The sequence below is a fragment of the Paraburkholderia sp. genome (assembly GCF_047605525.1).
In the GTDB taxonomy this organism is placed as follows: domain Bacteria; phylum Pseudomonadota; class Gammaproteobacteria; order Burkholderiales; family Burkholderiaceae; genus Paraburkholderia.
In genome coordinates this window covers 159,860-181,373 of record NZ_JASGFN010000014.1, presented here as the reverse complement: position 1 = coordinate 181,373, position 21,514 = coordinate 159,860, and the positions used below count along the sequence as shown (strand labels likewise).

Annotated in this window: 20 protein-coding genes; 9 read left to right on the top strand and 11 right to left on the bottom strand. The window is 64.3% G+C overall.

Annotated features, from left to right (window positions below):
• Positions 1–70 precede the first annotated feature (70 nt).
• On the bottom strand, positions 71–412 hold the full coding sequence (locus QM685_RS21105) for a UxaA family hydrolase (protein WP_415118929.1): 342 nt from the start codon (positions 410–412) through the stop codon (positions 71–73).
• Positions 413–670: 258 nt separating this feature from the next.
• Here QM685_RS21105 and QM685_RS21100 point away from each other — a divergent pair, with 258 nt between their 5' ends.
• Positions 671–1,429, top strand: a complete 759-nt coding sequence (locus tag QM685_RS21100) for a GntR family transcriptional regulator (RefSeq protein ID WP_415118927.1) — start codon at positions 671–673, stop codon at positions 1,427–1,429.
• Between the two features lie 43 nt (positions 1,430–1,472).
• Here the strand turns inward: QM685_RS21100 and QM685_RS21095 are convergent, their stop codons facing one another.
• On the bottom strand, positions 1,473–2,408 hold the full coding sequence (locus QM685_RS21095; protein WP_415118925.1) for a 2-hydroxyacid dehydrogenase: 936 nt from the start codon (positions 2,406–2,408) through the stop codon (positions 1,473–1,475).
• Positions 2,409–2,635: 227 nt separating this feature from the next.
• On the opposite strand from QM685_RS21095, the gene QM685_RS21090 reads away from it, so the two are divergent.
• The gene (locus tag QM685_RS21090) at positions 2,636–4,114 is read left to right on the top strand and encodes a diguanylate cyclase domain-containing protein (RefSeq protein WP_415118923.1); all 1,479 of its coding nucleotides are present in this window, start codon (positions 2,636–2,638) and stop codon (positions 4,112–4,114) included.
• Positions 4,115–4,226: 112 nt separating this feature from the next.
• Here QM685_RS21090 and QM685_RS21085 read toward each other — a convergent pair whose 3' ends face one another.
• On the bottom strand, positions 4,227–5,627 hold the full coding sequence (locus tag QM685_RS21085) for a heavy metal sensor histidine kinase (protein ID WP_415118921.1): 1,401 nt from the start codon (positions 5,625–5,627) through the stop codon (positions 4,227–4,229).
• Entirely contained in the window at positions 5,624–6,295 is a 672-nt protein-coding gene (locus QM685_RS21080) for a heavy metal response regulator transcription factor (protein WP_415118919.1), read from the bottom strand. The genes QM685_RS21085 and QM685_RS21080 overlap by 4 nt, the downstream gene beginning before the upstream one ends.
• A gap of 202 nt (positions 6,296–6,497) precedes the next feature.
• Between QM685_RS21080 and QM685_RS21075 the strand changes: the two genes are divergently transcribed.
• The 3 genes from QM685_RS21075 to QM685_RS21065 all read left to right on the top strand — a co-directional run bounded on the left by QM685_RS21075 (position 6,498) and on the right by QM685_RS21065 (position 8,705).
• The gene (locus tag QM685_RS21075) at positions 6,498–7,127 is read left to right on the top strand and encodes a hypothetical protein (protein WP_415118917.1); all 630 of its coding nucleotides are present in this window, start codon (positions 6,498–6,500) and stop codon (positions 7,125–7,127) included.
• A 112-nt stretch (positions 7,128–7,239) separates the two neighbouring features.
• Positions 7,240–7,902 (top strand): cytochrome b/b6 domain-containing protein, encoded by a 663-nt coding sequence (locus QM685_RS21070; RefSeq protein ID WP_415118915.1) that lies wholly within the window; start codon positions 7,240–7,242, stop codon positions 7,900–7,902.
• Positions 7,903–7,943: 41 nt separating this feature from the next.
• Positions 7,944–8,705, top strand: coding sequence for a molybdopterin-dependent oxidoreductase (locus QM685_RS21065; RefSeq protein ID WP_415119038.1), 762 nt, complete (start codon positions 7,944–7,946; stop codon positions 8,703–8,705).
• Between the two features lie 16 nt (positions 8,706–8,721).
• Here QM685_RS21065 and QM685_RS21060 read toward each other — a convergent pair whose 3' ends face one another.
• A complete protein-coding gene (locus QM685_RS21060; RefSeq protein WP_415118913.1) occupies positions 8,722–9,687 on the bottom strand; it encodes an AraC family transcriptional regulator in 966 nt (321 codons plus the stop codon).
• 349 nt (positions 9,688–10,036) lie between these two features.
• Here QM685_RS21060 and QM685_RS21055 point away from each other — a divergent pair, with 349 nt between their 5' ends.
• Entirely contained in the window at positions 10,037–11,089 is a 1,053-nt protein-coding gene (locus QM685_RS21055; RefSeq protein WP_415118911.1) for an NAD(P)-dependent alcohol dehydrogenase, read from the top strand.
• Positions 11,090–11,822: 733 nt separating this feature from the next.
• A complete protein-coding gene (locus tag QM685_RS21050) occupies positions 11,823–12,779 on the top strand; it encodes a LysR family transcriptional regulator (protein ID WP_415119036.1) in 957 nt (318 codons plus the stop codon).
• Between the two features lie 30 nt (positions 12,780–12,809).
• Here the strand turns inward: QM685_RS21050 and QM685_RS21045 are convergent, their stop codons facing one another.
• The 6 genes from QM685_RS21045 to QM685_RS21020 form a co-directional block, all read right to left on the bottom strand.
• The gene (locus tag QM685_RS21045) at positions 12,810–13,955 is read right to left on the bottom strand and encodes a nucleoside hydrolase (protein ID WP_415118909.1); all 1,146 of its coding nucleotides are present in this window, start codon (positions 13,953–13,955) and stop codon (positions 12,810–12,812) included.
• A gap of 220 nt (positions 13,956–14,175) precedes the next feature.
• On the bottom strand, positions 14,176–15,657 hold the full coding sequence (gene zwf, locus QM685_RS21040; RefSeq protein ID WP_415118907.1) for a glucose-6-phosphate dehydrogenase: 1,482 nt from the start codon (positions 15,655–15,657) through the stop codon (positions 14,176–14,178).
• 246 nt (positions 15,658–15,903) lie between these two features.
• The gene (gene lhpI, locus QM685_RS21035) at positions 15,904–16,836 is read right to left on the bottom strand and encodes a bifunctional Delta(1)-pyrroline-2-carboxylate/Delta(1)-piperideine-2-carboxylate reductase (protein WP_415118905.1); all 933 of its coding nucleotides are present in this window, start codon (positions 16,834–16,836) and stop codon (positions 15,904–15,906) included.
• Positions 16,837–17,061: 225 nt separating this feature from the next.
• On the bottom strand, positions 17,062–17,310 hold the full coding sequence (locus QM685_RS21030) for a hypothetical protein (RefSeq protein ID WP_415118903.1): 249 nt from the start codon (positions 17,308–17,310) through the stop codon (positions 17,062–17,064).
• 120 nt (positions 17,311–17,430) lie between these two features.
• Positions 17,431–18,063: a C39 family peptidase gene (locus QM685_RS21025; RefSeq protein ID WP_415118901.1), complete on the bottom strand. Its 633-nt coding sequence runs from the start codon at positions 18,061–18,063 to the stop codon at positions 17,431–17,433.
• A gap of 64 nt (positions 18,064–18,127) precedes the next feature.
• Positions 18,128–19,468 carry an NAD(P)/FAD-dependent oxidoreductase gene (locus QM685_RS21020; protein WP_415118899.1) on the bottom strand — a complete coding sequence of 447 codons (1,341 nt, stop codon included), beginning with the start codon at positions 19,466–19,468 and terminating at the stop codon, positions 18,128–18,130.
• Positions 19,469–19,694: 226 nt separating this feature from the next.
• Between QM685_RS21020 and QM685_RS21015 the strand changes: the two genes are divergently transcribed.
• Together QM685_RS21015 and QM685_RS21010 are read left to right on the top strand one after the other, a co-directional pair.
• A complete protein-coding gene (locus QM685_RS21015; protein ID WP_415118897.1) occupies positions 19,695–19,949 on the top strand; it encodes a helix-turn-helix domain-containing protein in 255 nt (84 codons plus the stop codon).
• A 1-nt stretch (position 19,950) separates the two neighbouring features.
• Complete coding sequence (locus QM685_RS21010) at positions 19,951–21,300, top strand: type II toxin-antitoxin system HipA family toxin (RefSeq protein ID WP_415118895.1); 1,350 nt, start codon at positions 19,951–19,953, stop codon at positions 21,298–21,300.
• Positions 21,301–21,514: the final 214 nt, after the last annotated feature.

Here is a 21,514-nt window from a genome sequence, read left to right as displayed (position 1 = left end):
AAGTGTGAGGCGGCTCGATGCCGGGCAGCGGGAATGCGCGGGGAATGCGCGCAAAAGCACGCGCCGTTGCTTACCAGCGCTTCGTCTTGATGTTGTGCACGTGCGCGTGCTCGCCGGCCTTGATCGGCGCGACCACCTTGCCGATGTCGACACCGTACTTGAACACCGTGTCGCCGACGGCCATGTCTTTCAGCGCGACCTTGTGGCCGATCGGGATGTCCTGCTTCGCCGGCACGGTGACGATCTCGTCGTCGTCCATGATCCATGCGTTGAGCAGCGTGCCCGCCTTGATGCCCTCGACGACCGCCACGCCGACCGTGTCCTTTGCTTCATGCAGAACGATGTGGATCGTCCTGCGCTCAGCCGACGCGCCTGCTGAGGTGTCGTTGATGTCTGCCGTGGGATTGCTCATTAGCGTCTCCGTTCATGATTTGAATGCGGTGTGGGGCCCGCCGGGGCAGCGCCGCGAAGTGCGCCGCGGTGAACTGATATTAGACGCCGGTCTGCCCGATGTCAACTAGGTCATCTATATGTGTTAGAAGACTCGAACACTGTCGCGACGAGCCGACAGATCGGGATTCATCCAGATGTGCCAGATGATCTTGTCGTTTAGAATCAGGGCGGGTTCAACCATGGCGAGCGGCACGACTCGCGTATCCCAGAGGTTTTCATGAGCACGCTCGCGATCAATGCGCCCGCGCTGGGCGGCACGCGGTACAAGGAAGTCAAGAGCGCGATTCTTGCCGCGCTCGCGGCCGGCGAATGGAAAGGCGGCGAATGCATTCCTTCGGAAAAGCGCCTCGCCGAACGCTTCGGCGTGTCGATCGGCACGCTGCGCAAAGCCATCGACGAACTATGCGCCGAGAACATCCTGATCCGTCATCAGGGCCTCGGCACGTTCGTGTCGATGCATCAGCGCGACCGGCACTTCTTCCGCTTCTTCCGCGTCGTGCGGCGCGACGGCGACAAGGCCTACCCCGTCGTCACGCTGATCGAGTTCAGGAAAGCGCGCGCATCGCGCGAGGTGGCCGCCGTGCTCGGCATCGAAACCGGCGCGCGCGTGCTGCAGTTCGTCAACGGACTCGCGCTGCACGGCAAGACGGTGCTGATCGAACATATCACCGTGCCCGAGGCGCTGTTTCCGGGCCTCACGGAAAGCAAGCTGCGCAACCGGCCGAACACGCTCTACAACTTCTATCAGGACGGCTTCGGCATCAACGTCGTCGATACCGACGAACGCGTGAGCGTCGCGCTCGCGAATCCGCTCGAAAGCGCGCAGCTCGGCGTCGAGGTTGGCGCGCCGCTGCTCGAGATTCGCCGCATCGCGTATTCGTATCACCGCAGCGCGGTCGAATTGCGGATTTCGCGGCTCAACACCGGGGAGTACGAGTACATCGGCACGCGCGCGGGGCGCGACGAGGAAAAGTAACGGCGCAATCAGCAGCCGTGCTTCACGGCTTCAGTTCACGGCTTCAGATCGGCGTCAGTACCGGCTCGCCCGCGAAATGCCGCCGCGCGTTGTTCAGGAAGTTGTCGACCGAAGCCGTGATCGCTTCCGGCGAACGGCCGGCCACGTGCGGCGTCAGCACCACGTTGCGCAGTTCGAGCAGCGCCCGCGGCGGCTCCGGCTCGCCTTCGTAGACGTCGAGCGCGGCGCCCGCAATCGCCTCCGTGGCGAGCGCGCGGGCCAGCGCGGCGAGATCGACCACGCTGCCGCGCGATACGTTGACCAGGAAACCGTGCGGGCCGAGCGCCGCCAGCACCTTTTCATCGATCAGATGCCGCGTGCCCGCGCCGCCCGGCGTCGCGACGATCAGGAAGTCGCTCCAGCGCGCAAGCGCTTCCACACTATCGAAATAACGCAGCAGCGGCGCATCCTCGCGCGGCTTGCGGTTGTGATAACCGACCTCCATGTCGAAGCCGCCCGCGCGCCGCGCAACCTTTGCGCCGATATGGCCGAGCCCGACGATCCCCAAACGCTTGTTGGAAACCTGCGGGCGCAACGGCAGGCGGTCGCGCCAGACGCCTTCGCGCGTCGCGCGGTCGAGTTGCGGCACGTCGCGCACCACCGCGAGCAGCAACGCGAACGCGTGATCGGCGACGCACTGATCGTTGGTGCCCGCGCCGTTGACGAGCACGATGCCGCGCGAGCGCGCGTGCTCGACGGGGAGGTTTTCATAGCCGGCGCCGAGCGCGCTGACGAGTTCGAGCCGCGGCATGCGGTCGATTTCGGCGGCGGCCATCCCGGTCGTGCCGTTCGTCAGCACCGCGCGGATCGCCGCGCCGTGCGTCGCGATCGCGGCTTCGCGCAGCGCCGGTTCGGGGGCGTAGATGACGTCGAACTCGGCATCGACACTTGCGCGGCTCGCGTCGTTCAAATGAATCAGGATCAGCAGGGATGGCTTCATGACGGCGTTTTTCCCGATGGCGTGAATAGACGGAATCTGGGTGATACCTTTGGCGATCGAGTGTAGCAAGGCTCGGCCGCGCGCGCAGAAAGGGCGCGCTCAAGTTCACGTGAACGCAGCCGTTATTTCACGGGACACATCTGTGCAAAAACGACACGCCGCAAGTCTTTCATTTCGGCCGGGGCCAACCCGGCATAAAATACCGCAATTCCGACCCCGAGAACCTCATGCTGGATACCCTGAAGAGCGGCGCCGCGCCCATCAACGACGACTCCGGGATGTTCGAACTCGCGCCCGTTTCGCTGTGGCTCGAGGACTTCAGCGGCCTACGCGCGCTGTTCGAGACGTGGCGCGCCGAAGGGGTGACCGATCTGCGTGCCTGGTTCGCCGAAGAGCCGCACCGGGTCGCCGAGTGCGCGCACAGCATCCGCGTGATCAAGGTCAATCGCCAGACCCTCACACAGTTCGAGGCCGCCGATTTCGACACGCTCACGAACAATCTGGCGTCGGTGTTCCGCGACGACATGCTGAAGACGCATCTCGAGGAGCTCTGCCAGTTGTGGTCCGGCCAGTTGCACTTCACGAGCCATACGGTCAACTACACGCTCGGCGGCCGGCGGCTCGACGTGCTGCTCAAGGGCGCGGTGCTGCCCGGTCACGAGGAGCGCTGGGATCGCGTGCTCGTGTCGACCGAAGACATTACCGAGCTCGAAGGCGCGCGGCACCGTGTCGGGCTCGCGGAGCAATATGCGCGCGGCCTGTTCGAGCATTCGCCGGTGTCGCTGTGGGTCGAGGATTTCAGCGCGGTCAAACGCCTGCTCGACGGCGCGCGCGCGGCGGGCATCAACGATTTCCGCGTGTTTACCGATGTGCATCCGGAGTTCGTCGAACGCTGCATGGCGGAAATTCACGTGCTCGACGTGAATCATCACACGCTCGGAATGTTCGCCGCGAAAGACAAGAAAACGCTGTTGGCACGCCTCGCGGACGTATTCCGCGACGACATGCGCCCGCATTTCCGTGAGCAACTGATCGACCTGTGGGACAACAAGCTGTTCCAGCAGCGCGAGGTGCTCAACTACTCGCTCGACGGCAACGAGGTGCACATGCATCTGCAATTCTCGGTGCTGCCCGGTCACGAGAACAACTGGGATCTCGTGCTGGTCGCGCTCACCGACATCACCGCGCGCAAGAAGGCCGAGGCGTACCTCGAATTCCTCGGCAAGCACGACGTGCTGACCAAGCTGCGCAACCGTTCGTTCTACGTCGATGAGCTGAACCGTCTCGAACGCAAGGGACCGTGGCCGGTAACGATCATCATGGCCGATCTGAACGGGCTGAAGCGCGTGAACGACCAGCTCGGCCACGCGGCCGGCGACGCGCTGCTGCGGCGCGCCGGCGAAGTGCTCGCGAAGGCGATGGAGCCGCCGTTCCACGCGGCGCGTATCGGCGGCGACGAGTTCGCGATCCTGATGCCGGACACCGACGAGCGCGGCGGCGCCGCGATGATCGATGCGATCCGCCAGTTGGTGGAGATGAACAACCAGTTCTATCCGGGCTCGCCGCTGAGCTTCTCGATGGGCGCGGCCACCTGCCAGCGCGGCGACCGGCTCGAATCGGGCGTGCAGCGCGCCGATCTGCTGATGTATGAAGAAAAGCGCGCGCACTACGAGAGTCAGTTGGGAGCGAATGCGGCGAGTAAATGAGCGCGTGCCGCAGGTGGCGCGTTCAGCTTCGATGCTCACTCAGGTTGACGCTTCATACCCCTCGACCCGGCCGCTTCGCCGCCAGCACGGCCAGCCACTCGCCGGCCGCAATTCAGGCGCCCGGAAAGCGCAACTCGAAACGCACGACGCCCGGCAGCGGACAGACGACGCGCGCGCTGCCGCCATGCAGATGCATGATCGCCTTCACGATCGCGAGCCCCAGCCCGTTCGATTCGGTGAAGGCGCTGCGCGCCGCGTCGCCGCGATAGAAGCGGTCGAACAGACGGTCCAGTTGCGCCGACGGAATCGGCTCGCCCGCGTTTTCGACCGTCACGGTCGCGCCCGCGTCGTCCTGCGCGCCGCTCAGACGCACGACCGTGTCGCCCGCGCCGTAGCGCACCGCATTGACGACCAGATTGTTGATCGCGCGGCGGCACAGCATCGGATTGGCCGACGCCACGCCCGCCGCGTCGACTTCGAAGCGCATCCCGCGCTCGTCGGCGAGGCCTTCGAAATAGTCGGCGATTCTGACGAGTTCCGCGCGCAGATCGACCGGCTGGCGCTCGATCGATAACCCGGCATGGTCCGCGTGCGCGAGAAACAGGATGTTCTCGACGATATGGCTCAGACGGTCCAGCTCTTCCAGATTCGATTCGAGCAGTTGCTGATATTCGTCGATCTCGCGCGGTTGCGCGAGCGCCACCTGGGTCTGACCGACCAGCGCGCCGACCGGCGTGCGGATCTCGTGCGCGAGATCGGCGGAAAACTGCTGCAGGCGCTGGTAGCCGTCCGCGAGACGATCGAGCATCGCGTTGAACGCATGCGTGAGCTGGCGCAGTTCGAGCGGCGCGGCCGCGCTGTCGAGACGCACGGCGAGATTCGCCGGACTGATCTGCGCGGCCCGCGTCGCGATCTCGCGCACCGGCCGCAACGCGCGGCGCAGCACGCAGTAGGCCAGCAGCGTCGCGGCCAGCATGCCGATCAGCGTCGCCAGCACGATGCGGTTGCGGTACTCGGCCAGCATGCGCATCTCCTGGGTCATCGGATGCCCGGCGATCACCTCGACTTCGGTGTCGTCCTCGCGCGCTTTCGCCGTGGCGACCGCCCAATGCACCGGCACGCCGTCGGGCAGACGCGTCTGCAGGATGTCGGCGACATCCTGCGGGTTGCCGGCCGGCCCCGCTGGCAACGCGGGCAACGCAATGTGGGCCGGATTCACGTCGACGAACGGTGCTTCGCCGGGACGGCGAAACAGCAGCACGTCCTCTTCCGCGCCGAGCATCGTCTCGAACAGCAGCGGCCGTTTCTTCAATTCGCTAACCGAATAAAGATCATGCACGAGCCGGCTGAAATGCTCGACGCGGCCGCTCAGCACGACATCGGCGCGGCGTTTCAGCGCCACCTCGGCGGAGTGATAGAAATACGCGCCGAGCGAGCCGATCACGACACAGGCGATCAGCGCGAACAGTAGCGTGGTGCGCGCGGTCAGCGAGCGTTCGGTCCAGAGTTTCATGCGCCGTCGCCGAACGTATAGCCGATGCTGCGCACCGTGTGGATCAGCTTCTTCTCGAACGGGTGATCGATCTTCGCGCGCAGCCGTTTGATCGCCACGTCGACGACGTTGGTGTCGCTGTCGAAGTTCATGTCCCACACTTCCGATGCGATCTGCGAGCGCGACAATGCTTCGCCCTCGCGGCGCACCAGCAGATGCAGCAGCATGAACTCCTTGTTGGTCAGCGGAATGTCGACGCCCTCGCGCGTGACGCGGCGGCGCAGCACGTCGAGCTTCAGGTCGGCCACTTCGAACACGTCGCTCTCGCGGATCACGCCGCGGCGCAGCAGCGTGCGAATGCGCAACACCAGCTCGGTAAACGAAAACGGCTTGACGAGGTAATCATCCGCGCCGAGTTCGAGACCGCGGATACGGTCGCTCACGTGATCGCGCGCGGTCAGGAAGATCACCGGCAGATCGCGGCGCGCGCGCAACGCGCGCATGATTTCCCACCCGTCGATACCGGGCAGCATCACGTCGAGCACCACCAGATCGTATTCCTGCTCGAGCGCCATGTGCAGACCGTCCGTGCCGGTGCGCGCGAGGTCGACCGCATAGCCGCTTTCGCGCAGGCCCTTCTTCAGGTAATCGCCGGTCTTCGGATCGTCTTCGATGACGAGAATGCTCATGATGCTCGATGCTCCTGCCTGCTGTTCCACTCGACGAGCCACTGCCGCGCGCGACGGAAAAGGCCATTCTACGTGGCCGCCGCACGCCATTCATGACGTTTTTGTCATCCTGCCGTCACCCTGACGAGCCGATGCGGGAGCTAGGCTGTCCACACCGTTCACCCCTTCATTCACCTCTGTTACCCCTTCCTGGAGCAGCCTCATGAAGATCGTTCCCGCGCGGATGCTGCGCGCACTCGCCGCCCCCGCGCTCGCCGCCGCCCTGTTCACCGCGATGTCAGCGGCTTCGGCCCAGAACGCGGCGCCGACCGGCGTGCGCGGCACGGTGACGTCGCTGGCCGGCGACGTGCTGAAAGTCCACACGCGCGACGGCAAGGACGTCGACGTGAAGCTCGCGGCCGACACGCCGATTCGCGGCGTCACGCTCGCCAACGTCAACGACATCAAGCCGGACAGCTATGTCGGCACCGCCGCGATTCCGCAAGCCGACGGCACGCTGAAGGCGCTCGAAGTGCACGTGTTCCCGGCCAGCATGCGCGGCTCCGGCGAAGGCCATCGCCCGTGGGATCTCGGTGCGAACAGCACGATGACGAACGGCACGGTCGGCTCGCTGGTGGTCAGCAACGGCCGCACGATCACCGTCAAGTACAAGGACGGCGAGAAGAAGATCGTGATTCCGCAGGACGTGCCGATCGTCAGCCTGGAACCGGGCAGCCGCGCGCTGCTGGTGCCGGGCGCGAAGGTCGTGCTGTTCGCGCATAAGGAAGCGGATGGCTCGATGGCGGCGAACTTCATTTCGGCCGGCGAGCATGGCGTGACGCCGCCGATGTAAGGCGACGCGCGCGTTCTTTCCGCATCTCATTCGAGCGGCCGCGTTCTGCTGAAAGAACGCGGCTTGTCGCACCGCTTGTCGCACCTTTACGCTGTATTTTCCGCCGATGCCGATGTCCGAGCCGCAAACCAGGCCTCAACCATTCGTGATTGTTCACCCGCTCGTCGTACGCGTGACGCACTGGATCAACGCGTTCGCGATGGTCTGCATGGTGATGAGCGGCTGGGCGATCTACAACGCGTCGCCGATCTTTCCGTTCAGATTTCCCGTGTGGGCGACGGTCGGCGGATGGCTGGGCGGCTCGATCGCGTGGCATTTCGCGGCGATGTGGCTGCTGTGCGCGAACGGACTGCTGTATCTCGCGTACGGCATCGCGAGCGGACATCTGCGGCGCAAGCTGCTGCCGGTTCGCCCCCGCGACGTGGCGCGCGATGCCGCGTTGGCGCTGCGTTTCAGATTGCCGCACGACACCGGCGGATACAACGCGGTGCAGCGCGCGCTCTATCTGCTCGTGCTGCTGCTCGGCGTGCTGCTCGTCGCATCGGGACTGTCGATCTGGAAGCCGGTGCAATTCTCGTGGCTGACCGCGCTGTTCGGCGGTTTCGATTTCGCGCGGCGCGTGCATTTCGTCGCGATGGCCGGCGTGGTCGGCTTCGTCGTCGTGCATCTGACGCTGGTGCTGCTGGTGCCGCGCACGTTGCCGCCGATGTTCACGGGCCGCGCGCGCCGTACCTCGCAGCGGATGCCCGAAGCACATGGAAGGACTCGCGCATGAGCGCCCCGAAACGACCCGATACCACGGACGATGCCAACGACATGCCGCGCCGGTCCACTGCGCCGCGGCTCAGCCTCGCCGATCATCGGCCGCGGATCGAGCAGTTGCAGCGGCGCCTGTTTTTGCGCTCGTCGCTGTCGATCGGCGCGCTCGCGATGCTCTCCGGCTGCAACATGCAGGACAACGATTCCGTCGACAAGGTGCTGTGGGCGATGTCGCGCTGGAACGATCGCGTGCAGGCGTGGCTGTTCAATCGCGACAAGCTCGCGCCGACCTATTCGGCGCGCGACATCACCGATCCATTCCCGTTCAACGCGTTCTATCCGGAGTTCGACGCGCCGGATATCGACGGCTCGACCTACCGGCTCGAAGTGTCGGGGCTCGTCGCCGACAAGCGCAACTGGAATCTCGATCAGTTGCGCGCACTGCCGCAGGTCTCGCAGATCACGCGCCATGTCTGCATCGAAGGATGGAGCGCGATCGGACAATGGCGCGGCGTACCGTTTCACACCTTCCTCGAACGGATCGGCGCCGATCTGAGCGCGCGCTATGTGGGCTTCAAATGCGCGGACCGCTATTACTCGAGTCTCGACATGGCGACCGCGCTGCATCCGCAAACGCAATTGACGCTCGACTTCGGCAACGAGCCGCTGCCGGCCAAATATGGCTATCCGCTGAAGCTGCGCGTGCCGACCAAGCTCGGGTTCAAGAACCCGAAGCATATCGCGGCGATCTTCGTGACCAATACGAATCCCGGCGGCTACTGGGAAGACCAGGGCTACAACTGGTTCAGCGGACTTTGACTATCCGCCGGCCGTCCTACACGACGGTCACGTAACGCGGCACCGGCTTCTGCGCGCGCGGCGGCGCATCGTGAGCGGTGCGCATGCGTTTGACCTCGTCGACGGGACTCAGGCCAAACAGCCGCTTGAACTCGCGGCTGAATTGCGACGCGCTTTCGTAACCGACGCGCGCCGCGGCCGCGCCCGCGTTCAGGCCATCCTGCACCATCAACAGCCGCGCGTGATGCAAACGGGTGGTCTTCACGTACTGCATCGGCGAAGTCGCCGTCACTGCCTTGAACTGCGCATGAAATACCGCGAGGCTCATGCCCGCTTCGGACGCGAGCGTATCGACGTCGAGCGTCCCGTGGTAGTCCGCATGAATGCGCCGCAGCGCTTTCGCAATACGGCCGAAGTGATTCTGATGCGTGAGCGCCGCGCGGATCGCGCCGCCCTGCTCGCCGGTCAGCACGCGATAGCAGATTTCGCGCACGATGCCGGGCGCGAGAATGCGCGCGTCGAGCGGCGACGCGAGCGCGTCCATCAGACGCTGCACCGCATTGCTCAATGCCGGGTCGAGCGCCGTCGAGTAGATGCCGACCGGCTCGTGCCGCGCGACCCCCTCGGTTTCGTTGAGCGCCATCAGCAGTTCAGCCACCATCGTCAGATCGACGCGCACGGAGATGCCGAGGAACGGCTCCTGCGCGCTCGCCTCGGTCTCGCATTCGAACGGCAGCGGCACCGACAGCACCAGATACTGCTGCGCGTCGTACTGAAACACCTGATCGCCGAGATAGCCGCGCTTGCGCCCCTGACAGACGATCACGATACTCGGCTCGTACATCACCGGCATGCGCGGCATCGGATTATTCGCGCGCAGCAGATTGACGCCTTCGAGATTCGTGCGCGTCATGCCCGCATTCGGTGCGAGCACGTCGAACAATTCGAGCATGCGTTGTTGCGCGGGATTGTTCGTGGCGGGGACGACAACTTGAGTGGACATGACGGTATGGTGACGGCAAAGAGAATAATGCCTGAAATCTAGCATCAAACAGCCTGCTGCGCTTTCGCCCAGGAGTTTTAGGCAAATCTTCAAGACATTCAGGTATTCCCGGACCCAAGGGGGCGCTCCTATCATGGGAACCCTGCCGGATCGCCTTTTTGCCGCGCGACGCACGTCTGGCCGTTCGCCGTCCCTGGCCGCGCCGTTAGCCGCCCTGCCGCGAATGGCGTGCAGCGCCGCTCGCGCCACGATCCCGGTTCCTGCTGGGGTTCGCCGCATCCGTCACGCAGGTTGCGTATCGCTGGCGCCTTGCACCCTTGCGCCCACATCTTCTTTGCTGGAGCTGCCCATGAGCACGACTTATGCCTATGCAGCGAGCGACGCGACCGCGCCGCTCGCCCCGTTCGAAATCCAGCGCCGCGCACCGCGCGCCCATGATGTGCAGATGGAAGTTCTGTTCTGCGGCGTGTGCCATTCCGATTTGCATCAGGCACGCAATGAATGGAAGAACACGATGTACCCGGTCGTGCCGGGCCACGAGATCGTGGGCCGCGTCACCGCGGTTGGCCCGAAGGTGACGAAGTACAAGCCTGGCGATCTCGTCGCGGTTGGCTGTCTGGTCGACTCGTGCCGCACGTGCGCGAGTTGCGCGGAAGGTCTCGAGCAGTATTGCGAAAACGGTTTTGTCGGCACGTACAACGGTATTGACCGCGTCGACGGCCAGGTCACGTATGGCGGCTATTCGACGCAACTGGTCGTCGACGAAGCGTTCACGCTGAGCGTGCCGGCCAATCTCGATCCCGCTGGCGTCGCGCCGCTACTGTGCGCGGGCATCACGACGTATTCGCCGCTGCGCACATGGGGCGCGGGTCCGGGCAAGAAAGTCGGCATTGTGGGCCTCGGCGGTCTCGGCCATATGGGGGTGAAGCTGGCGCGCGCGATGGGTGCGCATGTCGTGCTGTTTACGACGTCGCCGTCGAAGATCGAGGATGCGAAGCGGCTTGGCGCGCATGAAGTCGTGATTTCGAAGAACCCGGAAGAGATGGAAGCGCATGTGAACAGCTTCGATTTCATTCTGAATACCGTGGCTGCGCAGCACGATCTGAATCCGTTTTTGAATCTGCTGAAGCGGGATGGGACGATGACGCTGGTGGGCGCGCCGGAGCACGATCATCCGTCGCCGCAGGTGTTCAATCTGATCTTCAAGCGGCGGCGCCTCGCCGGGTCGCTCATTGGCGGTATTGCGGAGACGCAGGAGATGCTGGATTTTTGTGGCCGGCATGGCATTACTTCTGATATCGAGATGATTCCGATGCAGAAGATTAATGATGCGTATGAGCGCATGCTCAAGAGTGATGTGAAGTATCGGTTTGTAATTGATATGAATTCCTTGCGGAAGTAATTGGGGTTTTGCTCGCGCGGCGGATGGTTTTTTTTGCCTGCGGCGCGTTGCTTTTTTCTTTGTTCTTGTGGTGTTGGCCTTTTCTTGAAGTCATGTCGGTCTATTGGCGTTGCCCCTGTGCGGGGCGGCACCTACTTTCTTTGCTGCTGCAAAGAAAGTAGGCAAAGAAAACAGCTTCACACCGCCAATTCTTAAGTGGGTCCCCTTGGCCTGTAAAGGGCAGTGGTACATCTGGAATCCGTGCCCTCGCGCATTCCGCTTTCGTGACAAGGCAGTCATTCTTCCGGCGGCGCTGCGCGCGCCGTAGCCCCGCTCAAATACCATCGGCCCTTTCAGCGCCTCGCCGAGGCGAAGCCGATGGCTCCCGCTAACACAAGAGTTACCTGCTGGTTTCTCTGGCAGACCCGTCCGCGACGCACGCAGTGCGGAGTGGGAGCGGATGAGCGCTTTGTCACTGAGGCGGAGTATGCGGAAACACAGATTCCAGATGTACCACTACCGGTAGTGGACCGGGGTGCCCACTTATGAGCTGGCGGTGTGAAGCTGCTTTCTTTGCCTACTTTCTTTGCAGCAGCAAAGAAAGTAGGTGCCGCCCCGCACAGGGGCAACGCCAATAGACCGACATGACTTCAAGAAAAGGCCAACACCACAAAGAACACCGACAAAAAACCAAAGCACCGCCGGCAAAAACCGCCCCAAGCAAAAAAGAACCACTTTAACTGGAGTTTGCCCCGTGATTGACAGAATAACTGCAATGCGCACATTCATCCGAATCGTGGACACCAACAGCTTCACCCGCGCAGCGGAATCCCTGAACATCCCCCGCGCGACAGCAACAACCATCGTCCAGAACCTGGAAGCCCTGCTAGGCACAGCCCTCTTAGTCCGCACGACGCGCCGCCTGAGCGTCACACCGGAAGGCGCCTCCTATTACGAACGCTGCGCGCAAATCCTCGCCGACATCGACGAGATGGAAGCCAGCATCCGTCATGCAACCGATAACCTGACCGGCCGCCTGCGCATCGAAATGCCCAGCGCCATCGCCAGCGCAATCGTGCTGCCCGCACTCGACGACTTCCACACCCGCTATCCGAATCTCGATCTCGCTCTCGGCGTCACCAACCGCACCGTCGATCTGATATCCGAAGCAATCGACTGCAGCATCCAGCTCGGCGAATTGCCGGATTCGAATCTCGTCGCCCGACACCTCGGCACGCTCGAACACGTGACCTGCGCGAGTCCGGGATATCTGGCGCGCCACGGCGCGCCCGCCGATCTCGACGATCTGCGCGCGCATGTCGCGGTCAATTGCATATCGCCGCATAGCGGCCGCGAATGCGACTTCGATTTCGAAGTGGACGGCGAAGCGCTCAGCGTCAAACTCAAAGGCTTCGTTCAGGTCAGCGACGAGCAGGCCTATCTGACCTGCGGATTGCAAGGCCTCGGTCTGATTCAGCCCGCGCGGATCGCCGCACAGCCTTTCCTCGATTCCGGATTGCTGCGCGAAGTACTGCCGCAATGGAAACCCGTGCCGATGCCGGTCTCGGTCGCGTACGTGAAAAACCGCCGCGTGTCGCCGCGCGTGCGCGCGTTCGTCGACTGGCTCGCGGAACTGTTCGAAAAGGCCGGGCACGTCGAGCAGGATCTGTCGCGCGTGCGTCAGTTGCTGCGCGGCCTGCATCCCGCGTGAAGCGGGAGCAGGCGCGCCGATATGCGCGTGTCAGTCCGGTAGCTTGACCGGCACCGGCCGCGTCAGAAGATCTACGTAGAAGTTGAAAAAGGCCGGATTGTCGAAACGTTTGACGATCGTCATCTTCTGCAAACCCGCCGGCGGCGAACTCGTATAGCCCGTTGCCCTGCCGTCATTGGCGCCGAAGCTCGTATCCACGTCCACCCACTCCTCGACGGTCTGCGTCGCGAACGAAGGATGCATCAGATACGCGAGCGTCAGCGTGTCCCAGATGTTCGTCGTGTAATTCGGGTTCGTCTCGAAGCCGTTCTTGCCGTCGAAACCATAGCCGTTCAGCGTCTTGAACAGTTGCGTGATGATGGTCTGCTTCGTCGGATCATGCGCGACACGATCGTAAAGCGCCTTGTCCATCTGCACGGTATCCGTCACGTCGAGCGGAACCACCACCTGTTTGATCGGCAGACGCAGCACCGTTTTCGCCGCCTCGGGATCGAACCACCAGTTGAATTCGGCGGTCGCCGTGGTATTGCCGGGCACGTCGATCGCGCCGCCCATGTAGATGATCTGCCTGATCAACGGCACGATCTCGGGATGCTCGCGCGTCGCCAGTGCAATGTTGGTCAGCGGACCGATCGCGAGTATCGTCACCTCGCCCGGATAGCGCTTCACCGACTCGACGATGAAGTCCACCGCGCTCTGGCTTTGCACCTTCGTATGCGTGGCGAAACCGTCCGGCGGCGCGACGAGGTCGCTGTCCGATTTCGGCTCGGGCGTGTTCCATGCGCCGAGATAGCCGTCGCCGCTGGGGAATTCCTTCAGCTCCGCCTGAATCGTTGCAAAGTCGTGCGATAGCGCGTAATTGGCGCCCGCGTACACGCCGATCTGCTGGTCGACGCCCAGGCGCTCGACCGATTTCAGCGCATCGGCGACGCCCTGCTTCAGCCATTGATTGCCGGACACGACGGTAATGCCAAGTACTTTCAGCGAACCCTGCGCCTGCAATTGCGCGGCCATCACGCCGAGCTGGCCGTCGTCGCTGAGCGTGTTGTAGTCGCTATCGATGATGACTTTCGGCGGGCCGGCCGGAGCATTGAGATCGCTGCCGCCGCAAGCAGCGAGGTTGAGAACGGTTGTCACGCTTGCCGCCCAGATCAATGCCACGAGAATTCGCCTCATCGATGCCTCCTTTGAATGCCGCCGTGCCACGCGGCCGGGGAAAGTCATCATAGGCGTAAACCGGATGAAATAAAATTGTCATGCGAAACGAATCATCGACGCGATGCCGAGTCCGGAATCACACCCGCTGCCGGGCCAGACATTCCGGGCCCGACGCAAAGCGGCGCGCCGTCCTTGAGACGGCGCGCCGCTTTCACTACTGCTTCAACAAGCCCGCGATTTACTGCGACTCTTCCGCCCACACGGCGTTTTCACGCGCCATCAGCGCAGTCGACGCCGCCGGCCCGAACGTGCCCGCCGAATAGGAGCGCGGCCGCTCGCCGGACTTCGCCCAGCCGTCGAGAATCGGCTCGGCCCACGCCCATGCCGCTTCGAGCTCGTCGCGGCGCATGAAGTGCGTGAGACGCCCGCGGATCACGTCGATCAGCAGACGCTCGTATGCCTCCGCGCGACGCTCGGTGAACGCCTGCTGCAAGTCCAGATTCAGGCTCACCGGCAGCATGTGCATGCCGCTGCCCGGCTCCTTCGCGAGCATCTGCAACTGAATCGACTCTTCGGGCTGCAACTGGATCACGAGCCGGTTGCCGTAGTTGCGCCCGCCGCTCGGAATGATCGAGAACGGCAGCTCGGAGAATTCGATGACGATCTCCGAGAGCTTCTTCTGCATCCGCTTGCCGGTGCGCAGGAAGAACGGCACGTGGGCCCAACGCCAGTTGTTGATATGCGCGCGCAGCGCGACGAAGGTCTCCGCGCGGCTGCCGGCCGGCACGTTCTCTTCCTCGAGATAGCCCTTGACCGCCTCGCCGTCCACCGCGCCGGCCGTATATTGGCCGCGCACCGTGTCGCGCGCGATGTCCTCGGGCGTCATCGGACGCAGCGAGCGCAGCACCTTGAGCTTTTCGTCGCGCACCGCGTCCGGATCGAGCGACACCGGCGGCTCCATCGCGACGATGCACAGCAGTTGCAGCAGGTGGTTCTGCACCATGTCGCGCAGCGCGCCGGTCTTGTCATAGAACCCCGCGCGGCTGCCCACGCCGACCGTCTCGGCCACCGTGATCTGCACGCTCTTGATGTACGGCGCCTGCCACAGCGGCCCGAAAATCGGATTGCCGAAGCGCAACACCATCAGGTTCTGCACGGTTTCCTTGCCGAGATAGTGGTCGATCCGGTAGATCTGCGCTTCGCTGAAATGTCTGCCGACCGCGATGTTGATCTCCTGCGCGGACGCAAGATCGTGGCCGAGCGGCTTTTCGAGCACCACGCGCGAGTGGTCGTCGACGAGCCCCGCCGCCGCAAGGTTGTCGCAGATGTGCATGAACAGATCCGGCGACGTCGCGAGATAGAACACGCGGCGCACGCCCTCGCGCGATGCTTCCTTCAGGCGCTGGTAGTCGTCGGGAGAATCGACGTCCATGCGCACGTATTCGAACAGCGCGAGAAATTTGTCCCACGCGGATGCATCGAAGGCCTTCTTGTCGATGAACGGCTTCGCCTTCTGCTCCATGAATTCGGCGATGTATTCGTCGCGCGACCAAGGCTTGCGGCCGATCGTCAGAATGCGAGTGTCCGGTGGCAGATTGCAGTGCAGATGCGCCATGTAAAGCGCGGGCAGCAGCTTGCGGAACGACAGGTCGCCGGTACCGCCGAAGATGATCATGTCGAGCGGCAGGTCGGGTGTAGCGGAAGCTTGTTGGGTCGTCATGGCACGGGTCGCAGCGTCTTGATGGAGAAGGCGTCGATCAGGAATCGGCAGCCGGCGAACGGGCACACAGCAAATGCCCGCGGCAGCGCTTTTTCCGGCAAACGCCTATGGTGCAACGTTTTGAGATAGTTTGCACGGCAACATCTGCCGCAGGTTGGCGCAAGATGCCAAGCGTGGGCGGCAGACGACTGTTTTTTAGGGATTTTTTGCAGGCAGGCCGCGCAGGCGGCCCGCTCGTCGCGAGCCTCAGCCGCGGAACAACGCGTCGCGCGCCACGCGGCACGCGGCGAGATCCCACGCCGCGCAGCCCACGCTCTTGAATACGACAGGCTTGCGTGGCGACAGCGCCGCATCCGCCAGCACATCGGCAATCCCGCCGACGCGCGCCCAGTCCACGCCCGCCTGGATGAAGTCGCCGGCTTCGTGCTTCGCGCCGGCCAGATCGTCGACGAACAGCGCGCTGCCGGCGATCGTGTTCGCACCGATCTCGACCATCGCCGGCGTGAACGCGCCGACGCCGATCACGAGCCGTCCGCTGCGCGCCGCTTCGTCGTAGACCGGCTGTTTGCTCGTGGTCAGCGCGATCACGACGTCGACCGAATCGGGAATCGGCGCGCCGTCCTGAGCGAACGGCCGCAGTTCGCGCACCTTGCCGCGCTGCGCCGCGCAGAACGCCTCGGCGCGCGCGGGCGCGCTGCCCGTCACCCACACACGCGCGTCGGGGAACAGCTCGCCGATCGCATCGAGATGATTGAGCGCCTGTGTGCCGGTACCGATCAGCAGGAATTCGCGCGGCGCGCTCGCGGCGAACGTGTCGACGCCGAGCATCGACATGGCCGCGGTACGGCGCCCCGTCACGGTCGGGCCATCGAGGATGAACAGCGTCTCGCCGGTATCGGCGTCGAAGGCCATGACCTGGCCGTGGATCGTCGGCAGGTCGCGCGCGCCATTGCTCGCGCACACGTTGACGAGCTTGTGAATCGCGAGATCGGGTGCGGTGGCGGGCATCGACAGCATGATGCCGCCCGCGTTGAGCGGCACGACGAGCCGCTCGGGACTCGTGATGCGCTGCTGCGCGTAGTCGATGCTCGCGCGTTTCAATGCGTCGACGAGCGCTGCGCACGGCATCAGCCGCGCGGTCGCGGCGGCGTCGAAGATCTGCGTGGTCGGGCGGGTCATGAGCGGGGTTTTCCAATCCTGGTGAGGGGTTGAGTTCGGCTGGTTTGCTTGATCGCTCGCCTGAAGCCGTGCAAGCGACACGAGCCGGCATGGCGTCACCGTAACCGAGCGGCACGAAAATGACCAGCCGGTCGATGCAAAGCAGGAGAAATCGCGCGGGCAGCCCAATCCCGCCTGTTACTTATACCCACTGACTTACCCGCCGCGTGGCTACCGCCGCCCGCGTCACTGCGCCCCGTTCTGATTGCCCTTCTTACCGTTCTTGAACATCGCGCGACATGCCGGACTCAGTTCATCGATGTGCTGCTTCATGCAGGCGGTGATTTTCTCTTTATCGGGAATTTCAGACGCGCAGAAATGCATTGCATCGCCGCGACACGCGTGGGCCTGTTCGTCACGGGTCGCGGCATTCGACGCAGCGGCGGCGCCCAGCGCGACGAGGCTGGCGGCAAGCAGACAGAGGGCTCGGTTCATGGGAAATCCGATAGTCGAAAGTCGGTGAAAACTCCGCCAGCAGAAAACGGGCCTGATCGCTGATTGGGTGCGGCTTCCCCGCCATGACCCGCCGCGCCCGCGCGCCGCGAACGAGCGCCCCTAACGCGCGCGACGGCTGAGCGTCATCCCCCGGCCCGCATAAAACCGCGTGATCGTCGCGAACGGCAGATATACGTCGGCCTGATGCGGTGCGACGCCCGACGGATTATGAAACCACACGCCCTCGCGATCGCGGCCGTGCAGCAGGATCAGATGACCGCCCTGCCGCTGGTTCGGCCGCTCCGGATAGCGGATCTCGGGGCTCACCGAGACGATCGCGAGCGTATCGGCGTCCAGCCGCGCGGCGATCTCTTCGAGCGACGCCTGTGGCAACACGTCGACATGGAGGCCGAACGCGCGGCCCGCCCAGCCGGCGAACGGCTGGTAGATCAGGCCGTCGACGCCACCGTCCTCCCGCATCCGGTAGACGCCGTGGCGCAGCGCGTCGTCGAGCAACGCCGCGCGCGACGGATGGCCGATGCGCCAGTAGTCGAGCGCCGACTCGAGGCACGTCAGTCCGCATAGCCGTTGCGCCCAGAAGCGGTAGCGCCCGGGATCGGCAAAACCGCTGCGCCGCCAGTGCGGATCGTCGCACGGGTCGCAGCGGCGCTCGACGATGTCGCGCACCCACTCGGGGCTGCCCCATTGCGTGTAGTACGGCACGTCGGCATGACGGAGTACGGGTTCGTTCATCGCGGGTATCGCGGATATCGGTCGTGGAAGCGTGCGCGGTGGGACCGGCAAATTTGCGGCGGATTCACAGCATGCTGCGCGGCCGCTGCATCGTGCCGTCGAAGAAACGCTGCAGCCGGAACGCCGACAGATCGAGCGACGCGTCGCCGGCGTCGTTCATTTCCGCAAGCAGCTTGCCGACGATCGGCCCCATCGCGAAACCATGACCGCAGAAGCCGGTGGCGATCGTCAGGCCGGGGACCCGCGGCGGCGCATCGATCACCGGAATGCCGTCGGGCAGCACGTCGATCAGGCCGGCCCACGCTTCGACCACCTGTGCGTCCTTCAATGCCGGAAACAGCGCGCGCAGTTTTTTCAGCGCGCGCGGCGCATGGCTCGCGTTCGGCTGCGGCTGCGGATCGCGCGGATACAGCACCCGCTCGGCCTCGGGCACGCCGCCCGGCAGACGCTCGCGCAAATCGCGCAGGCACGCGCCATTCAGATGAAAGCTGAATTTCTCGCGCTGCTTCCACAGTTCGGGCAGGTACCATTTGAGCGCGCGGAAATGGCCGAGCGTCATGTCGACGTCGACCTGCATGTCGTCGGCGAGATTGATCGCGCCGTTCGCGCGCTGCCGCACGCCGAGGCCATGCCCCCAGAACGTCGACGCGGTGATCGGCGGCAGTGGATTGGTGCGCATGCAGGTGCCGCGCACCGCCTGCTGCGGCAGTTCGAGGCCGAGCGTCCTGAGCAGCCGCCAACTGCTCGCGCCGGCCGCGCAGATGAAACGCGACGTGCGCACCGTGCCGCGCTCGGTCACGACGCCGGCGATCGCGCCGCCCGCGCGCTCGACCGCGACCACTCCGCAGCCTTCGAAGAACAGCGCGCCGGCTTCGGCGGCGCGCGCCGCGAACGCCGCGGCGGCCCGGCGCGGTTCGGCCTGGCCGTCGCTCGGCGTGTACAGACCGCCGAGCGCCGGGCCCTGCATGCCGGTCACGACCGTATCGATCTGCCGGCGATCGAGCGTGCGCGTGTCGAGCCCGTACTGGCGCGCGACGTCCATCCATTGCTGGAACGAGGCCCAGTCCTCCTCATCGGTCGCGACGTAGAGGCAGCCGCCCTGGCGCCATTCGAGATCGAAATTCAGCTCGCGTTCGAGTTCCTTCCATAACGGGATGCTCGCCATCATCAGCGGCACCTCGGCGGCTTCGCGGCCCTGCTGACGCACGAATCCCCACGCGCGCGACGACTGCTGCCCGGCGATGCGCGACTTGTCGAGCACCACCACCGCCAGCCCGCGGCGCGCCAGATAATAAGCCGCCGCGCAGCCCATGATGCCGGCGCCGGCGATCACGACGTCGGCGTGGGTGGGGAACGGCTGGTCGGCGCAAGTGAAGTTCGAATGCAGCGGATAAGTCGTGGTCATCGGGTGGGCGGGGTTTCAGATGTGGGCGTCATCTTCGCAGGCCGAAGGGGTGGTCCGCAATGTTGTCCGCCGAAGAGGCCGTCAGCGGCAGGCGCGCGGCGGGGTTGTCCAGTTCCGCGCCGTTTATTCTCCACACAGATATTCGACAAATATTCGTGACACGTATATTTGACAGATATCCGTGTCACGAATAAACTGCATTTATTCGTCTCGCAGATAATCCGCCATGCTCCATCTCATTGCCACATCGAACCAGCTAGCCCAGTTGCTCGCGGCCAGCAGACGGCAAGCCGGTTTCACGCAGGCCGAGGCGGCCTCGCGCATCGGCGTCAGCCAAAGCCGCATTTCGGCGCTGGAGACCGATGCGAGCGCGCTCACCCTCACCCAGTTGCTGGCGCTGTGCGGCGCCTACGGGCTGCAGTTGCAGGTGAGCGACAAGCACCAGCCGGTTCCCGAGCCGGCGCCTGGCGTCGAGTGGTGAGATGGCGCGGACAACTTCTTCGCGGGCCTTGTCGGTATGGGCCAACGGCGAGCGCGTCGGCGTCTGGCGCCTGCCCTCGCGCGGCCCGATGACGTTCACCTACGATCTGTCGTGGATTGCCTCGCCCGCGGGCCGGCCACTATCGCTGTCGCTGCCGTTCACGCCCGGCAACCTGCCGCACAGGGGGCCGAGAGTACTCAACTACTTCGACAATCTGCTGCCCGACAGCGACATCATCCGCAAACGCATCGCGCAGCGCTACCAGACCGAAACGCTCGACACGTTCGACCTGCTGCGGGCGATCGGACGCGACTGCGTCGGCGCGGTCCAGCTGCTAGCCGAAGACGACGTGCCGGCCGGCGTCGACCGGATCGAAGGCACGCCGCTTTCGGACGACGAGATCGAGGTGCTGCTCGCGCAAACGGTCGGCGGTCCGGCGCTCGGCGCACCCGATGCGCCCGACTATCGCGACGACTTTCGCATTTCGCTCGCCGGCGCGCAGGAGAAAACCGCGCTGCTCTGGTACGACGGCAAATGGCAGCGGCCACACGGCGCGACGCCAACCACGCATATTTTCAAGCTGCCGCTCGGACTGGTCGGCAACCGGCTCGCCGATCTCAGCACGTCGGTGGAAAACGAGTGGCTGTGTCTGCGGATTCTGCGCGAGTACGGTCTGCCGGTTGCGAACACGGAAGTGCTGAGGTTCGGCAAGCAACGCGTGCTCGCCGTCGAGCGCTTCGACCGGCAAATGCATTCGAGCGGCAAATGGCTGCTGCGCCTGCCGCAGGAAGACTTCTGCCAGGTCTACGGCGTGCCGTCGCATCGCAAATACGAAAACGAGGGCGGCCCCGGTGTGCGTGATCTCGCGCGGATCCTGCTGCAATCGGTCGAGGCGCGGCAGGACCTCGATACCCTGCTCGCGAGCCAGATCCTGTTCTGGATGCTCGCGGCGCCGGACGGCCACGCGAAGAACTTCAGCATCCGCCTGCTCGCGGGCGGCCGCTTCCGGCTCACGCCGCTCTACGACGTGATGTCGATCTGGCCGGTGGAGGGTAACGGCCCGAACCAGTGGTCGTGGTACAAGGCGCGGCTCGCGATGGGCTTGTGGTCGCGCAGCAAGCATGACGCGTTTCGCGACGTGCAGCGGCGGCACTTCAACGCGATGGCGGTGAAGTGCTCGTACGGCGCCCACGCCGAGCCGCTGATCCAGAGGTTGATCGAGCAGACGCCCGCGGTAATCGAGCGGGTCGCGGCGGCATTGCCCGAACGGTTTCCGGGCAAGGTCGCGGAGCGCATTTTCAAGGGGTTGAAAACTTCGGCGGCGCGGCTCGACAAAATGCCGGCGAGCTGAACGTGTGCCACCCATCGCTCCACTCACGCATTCCCTACCGTTACGTCCTCGTTTCACCGGTAAAATGCTTTCATGCGAAATGAATCAGAAAAATCGCTGGCACGGCCATTGCGCATCTCGACCGATGGCCCCGGCGGCACTCAGACAAAATCAGAATTGGCGAAATTTTTTACGGTACATTTGCTGTCCCTCCGCGCAGGCGATTCATGCGCAT

Excerpts from the sequence above, each read along its gene's own strand:
- lhpI (WP_415118905.1), bottom strand. The coding sequence starts at position 16,836 with ATGACCCGCCCGACCACGCAGATCTTCGACGCCGCCGCGACCGCGCGG.
- QM685_RS21105 (WP_415118929.1), bottom strand. The coding sequence starts at position 412 with ATGAGCAATCCCACGGCAGACATCAACGACACCTCAGCAGGCGCGTCG.
- QM685_RS21075 (WP_415118917.1), top strand. The coding sequence starts at position 6,498 with ATGAAGATCGTTCCCGCGCGGATGCTGCGCGCACTCGCCGCCCCCGCG.
- QM685_RS21085 (WP_415118921.1), bottom strand. The coding sequence starts at position 5,627 with ATGAAACTCTGGACCGAACGCTCGCTGACCGCGCGCACCACGCTACTG.
- QM685_RS21060 (WP_415118913.1), bottom strand. The coding sequence starts at position 9,687 with ATGTCCACTCAAGTTGTCGTCCCCGCCACGAACAATCCCGCGCAACAA.
- QM685_RS21065 (WP_415119038.1), top strand. The coding sequence starts at position 7,944 with ATGCCGCGCCGGTCCACTGCGCCGCGGCTCAGCCTCGCCGATCATCGG.
- QM685_RS21020 (WP_415118899.1), bottom strand. The coding sequence starts at position 19,468 with ATGACCACGACTTATCCGCTGCATTCGAACTTCACTTGCGCCGACCAG.
- QM685_RS21030 (WP_415118903.1), bottom strand. The coding sequence starts at position 17,310 with ATGAACCGAGCCCTCTGTCTGCTTGCCGCCAGCCTCGTCGCGCTGGGC.
- QM685_RS21100 (WP_415118927.1), top strand. The coding sequence starts at position 671 with ATGAGCACGCTCGCGATCAATGCGCCCGCGCTGGGCGGCACGCGGTAC.
- QM685_RS21010 (WP_415118895.1), top strand. The coding sequence starts at position 19,951 with ATGGCGCGGACAACTTCTTCGCGGGCCTTGTCGGTATGGGCCAACGGC.
- QM685_RS21070 (WP_415118915.1), top strand. The coding sequence starts at position 7,240 with ATGTCCGAGCCGCAAACCAGGCCTCAACCATTCGTGATTGTTCACCCG.
- QM685_RS21015 (WP_415118897.1), top strand. The coding sequence starts at position 19,695 with ATGCTCCATCTCATTGCCACATCGAACCAGCTAGCCCAGTTGCTCGCG.
- QM685_RS21080 (WP_415118919.1), bottom strand. The coding sequence starts at position 6,295 with ATGAGCATTCTCGTCATCGAAGACGATCCGAAGACCGGCGATTACCTG.
- QM685_RS21025 (WP_415118901.1), bottom strand. The coding sequence starts at position 18,063 with ATGAACGAACCCGTACTCCGTCATGCCGACGTGCCGTACTACACGCAA.
- QM685_RS21045 (WP_415118909.1), bottom strand. The coding sequence starts at position 13,955 with ATGAGGCGAATTCTCGTGGCATTGATCTGGGCGGCAAGCGTGACAACC.
- zwf (WP_415118907.1), bottom strand. The coding sequence starts at position 15,657 with ATGACGACCCAACAAGCTTCCGCTACACCCGACCTGCCGCTCGACATG.
- QM685_RS21095 (WP_415118925.1), bottom strand. The coding sequence starts at position 2,408 with ATGAAGCCATCCCTGCTGATCCTGATTCATTTGAACGACGCGAGCCGC.
- QM685_RS21090 (WP_415118923.1), top strand. The coding sequence starts at position 2,636 with ATGCTGGATACCCTGAAGAGCGGCGCCGCGCCCATCAACGACGACTCC.
- QM685_RS21055 (WP_415118911.1), top strand. The coding sequence starts at position 10,037 with ATGAGCACGACTTATGCCTATGCAGCGAGCGACGCGACCGCGCCGCTC.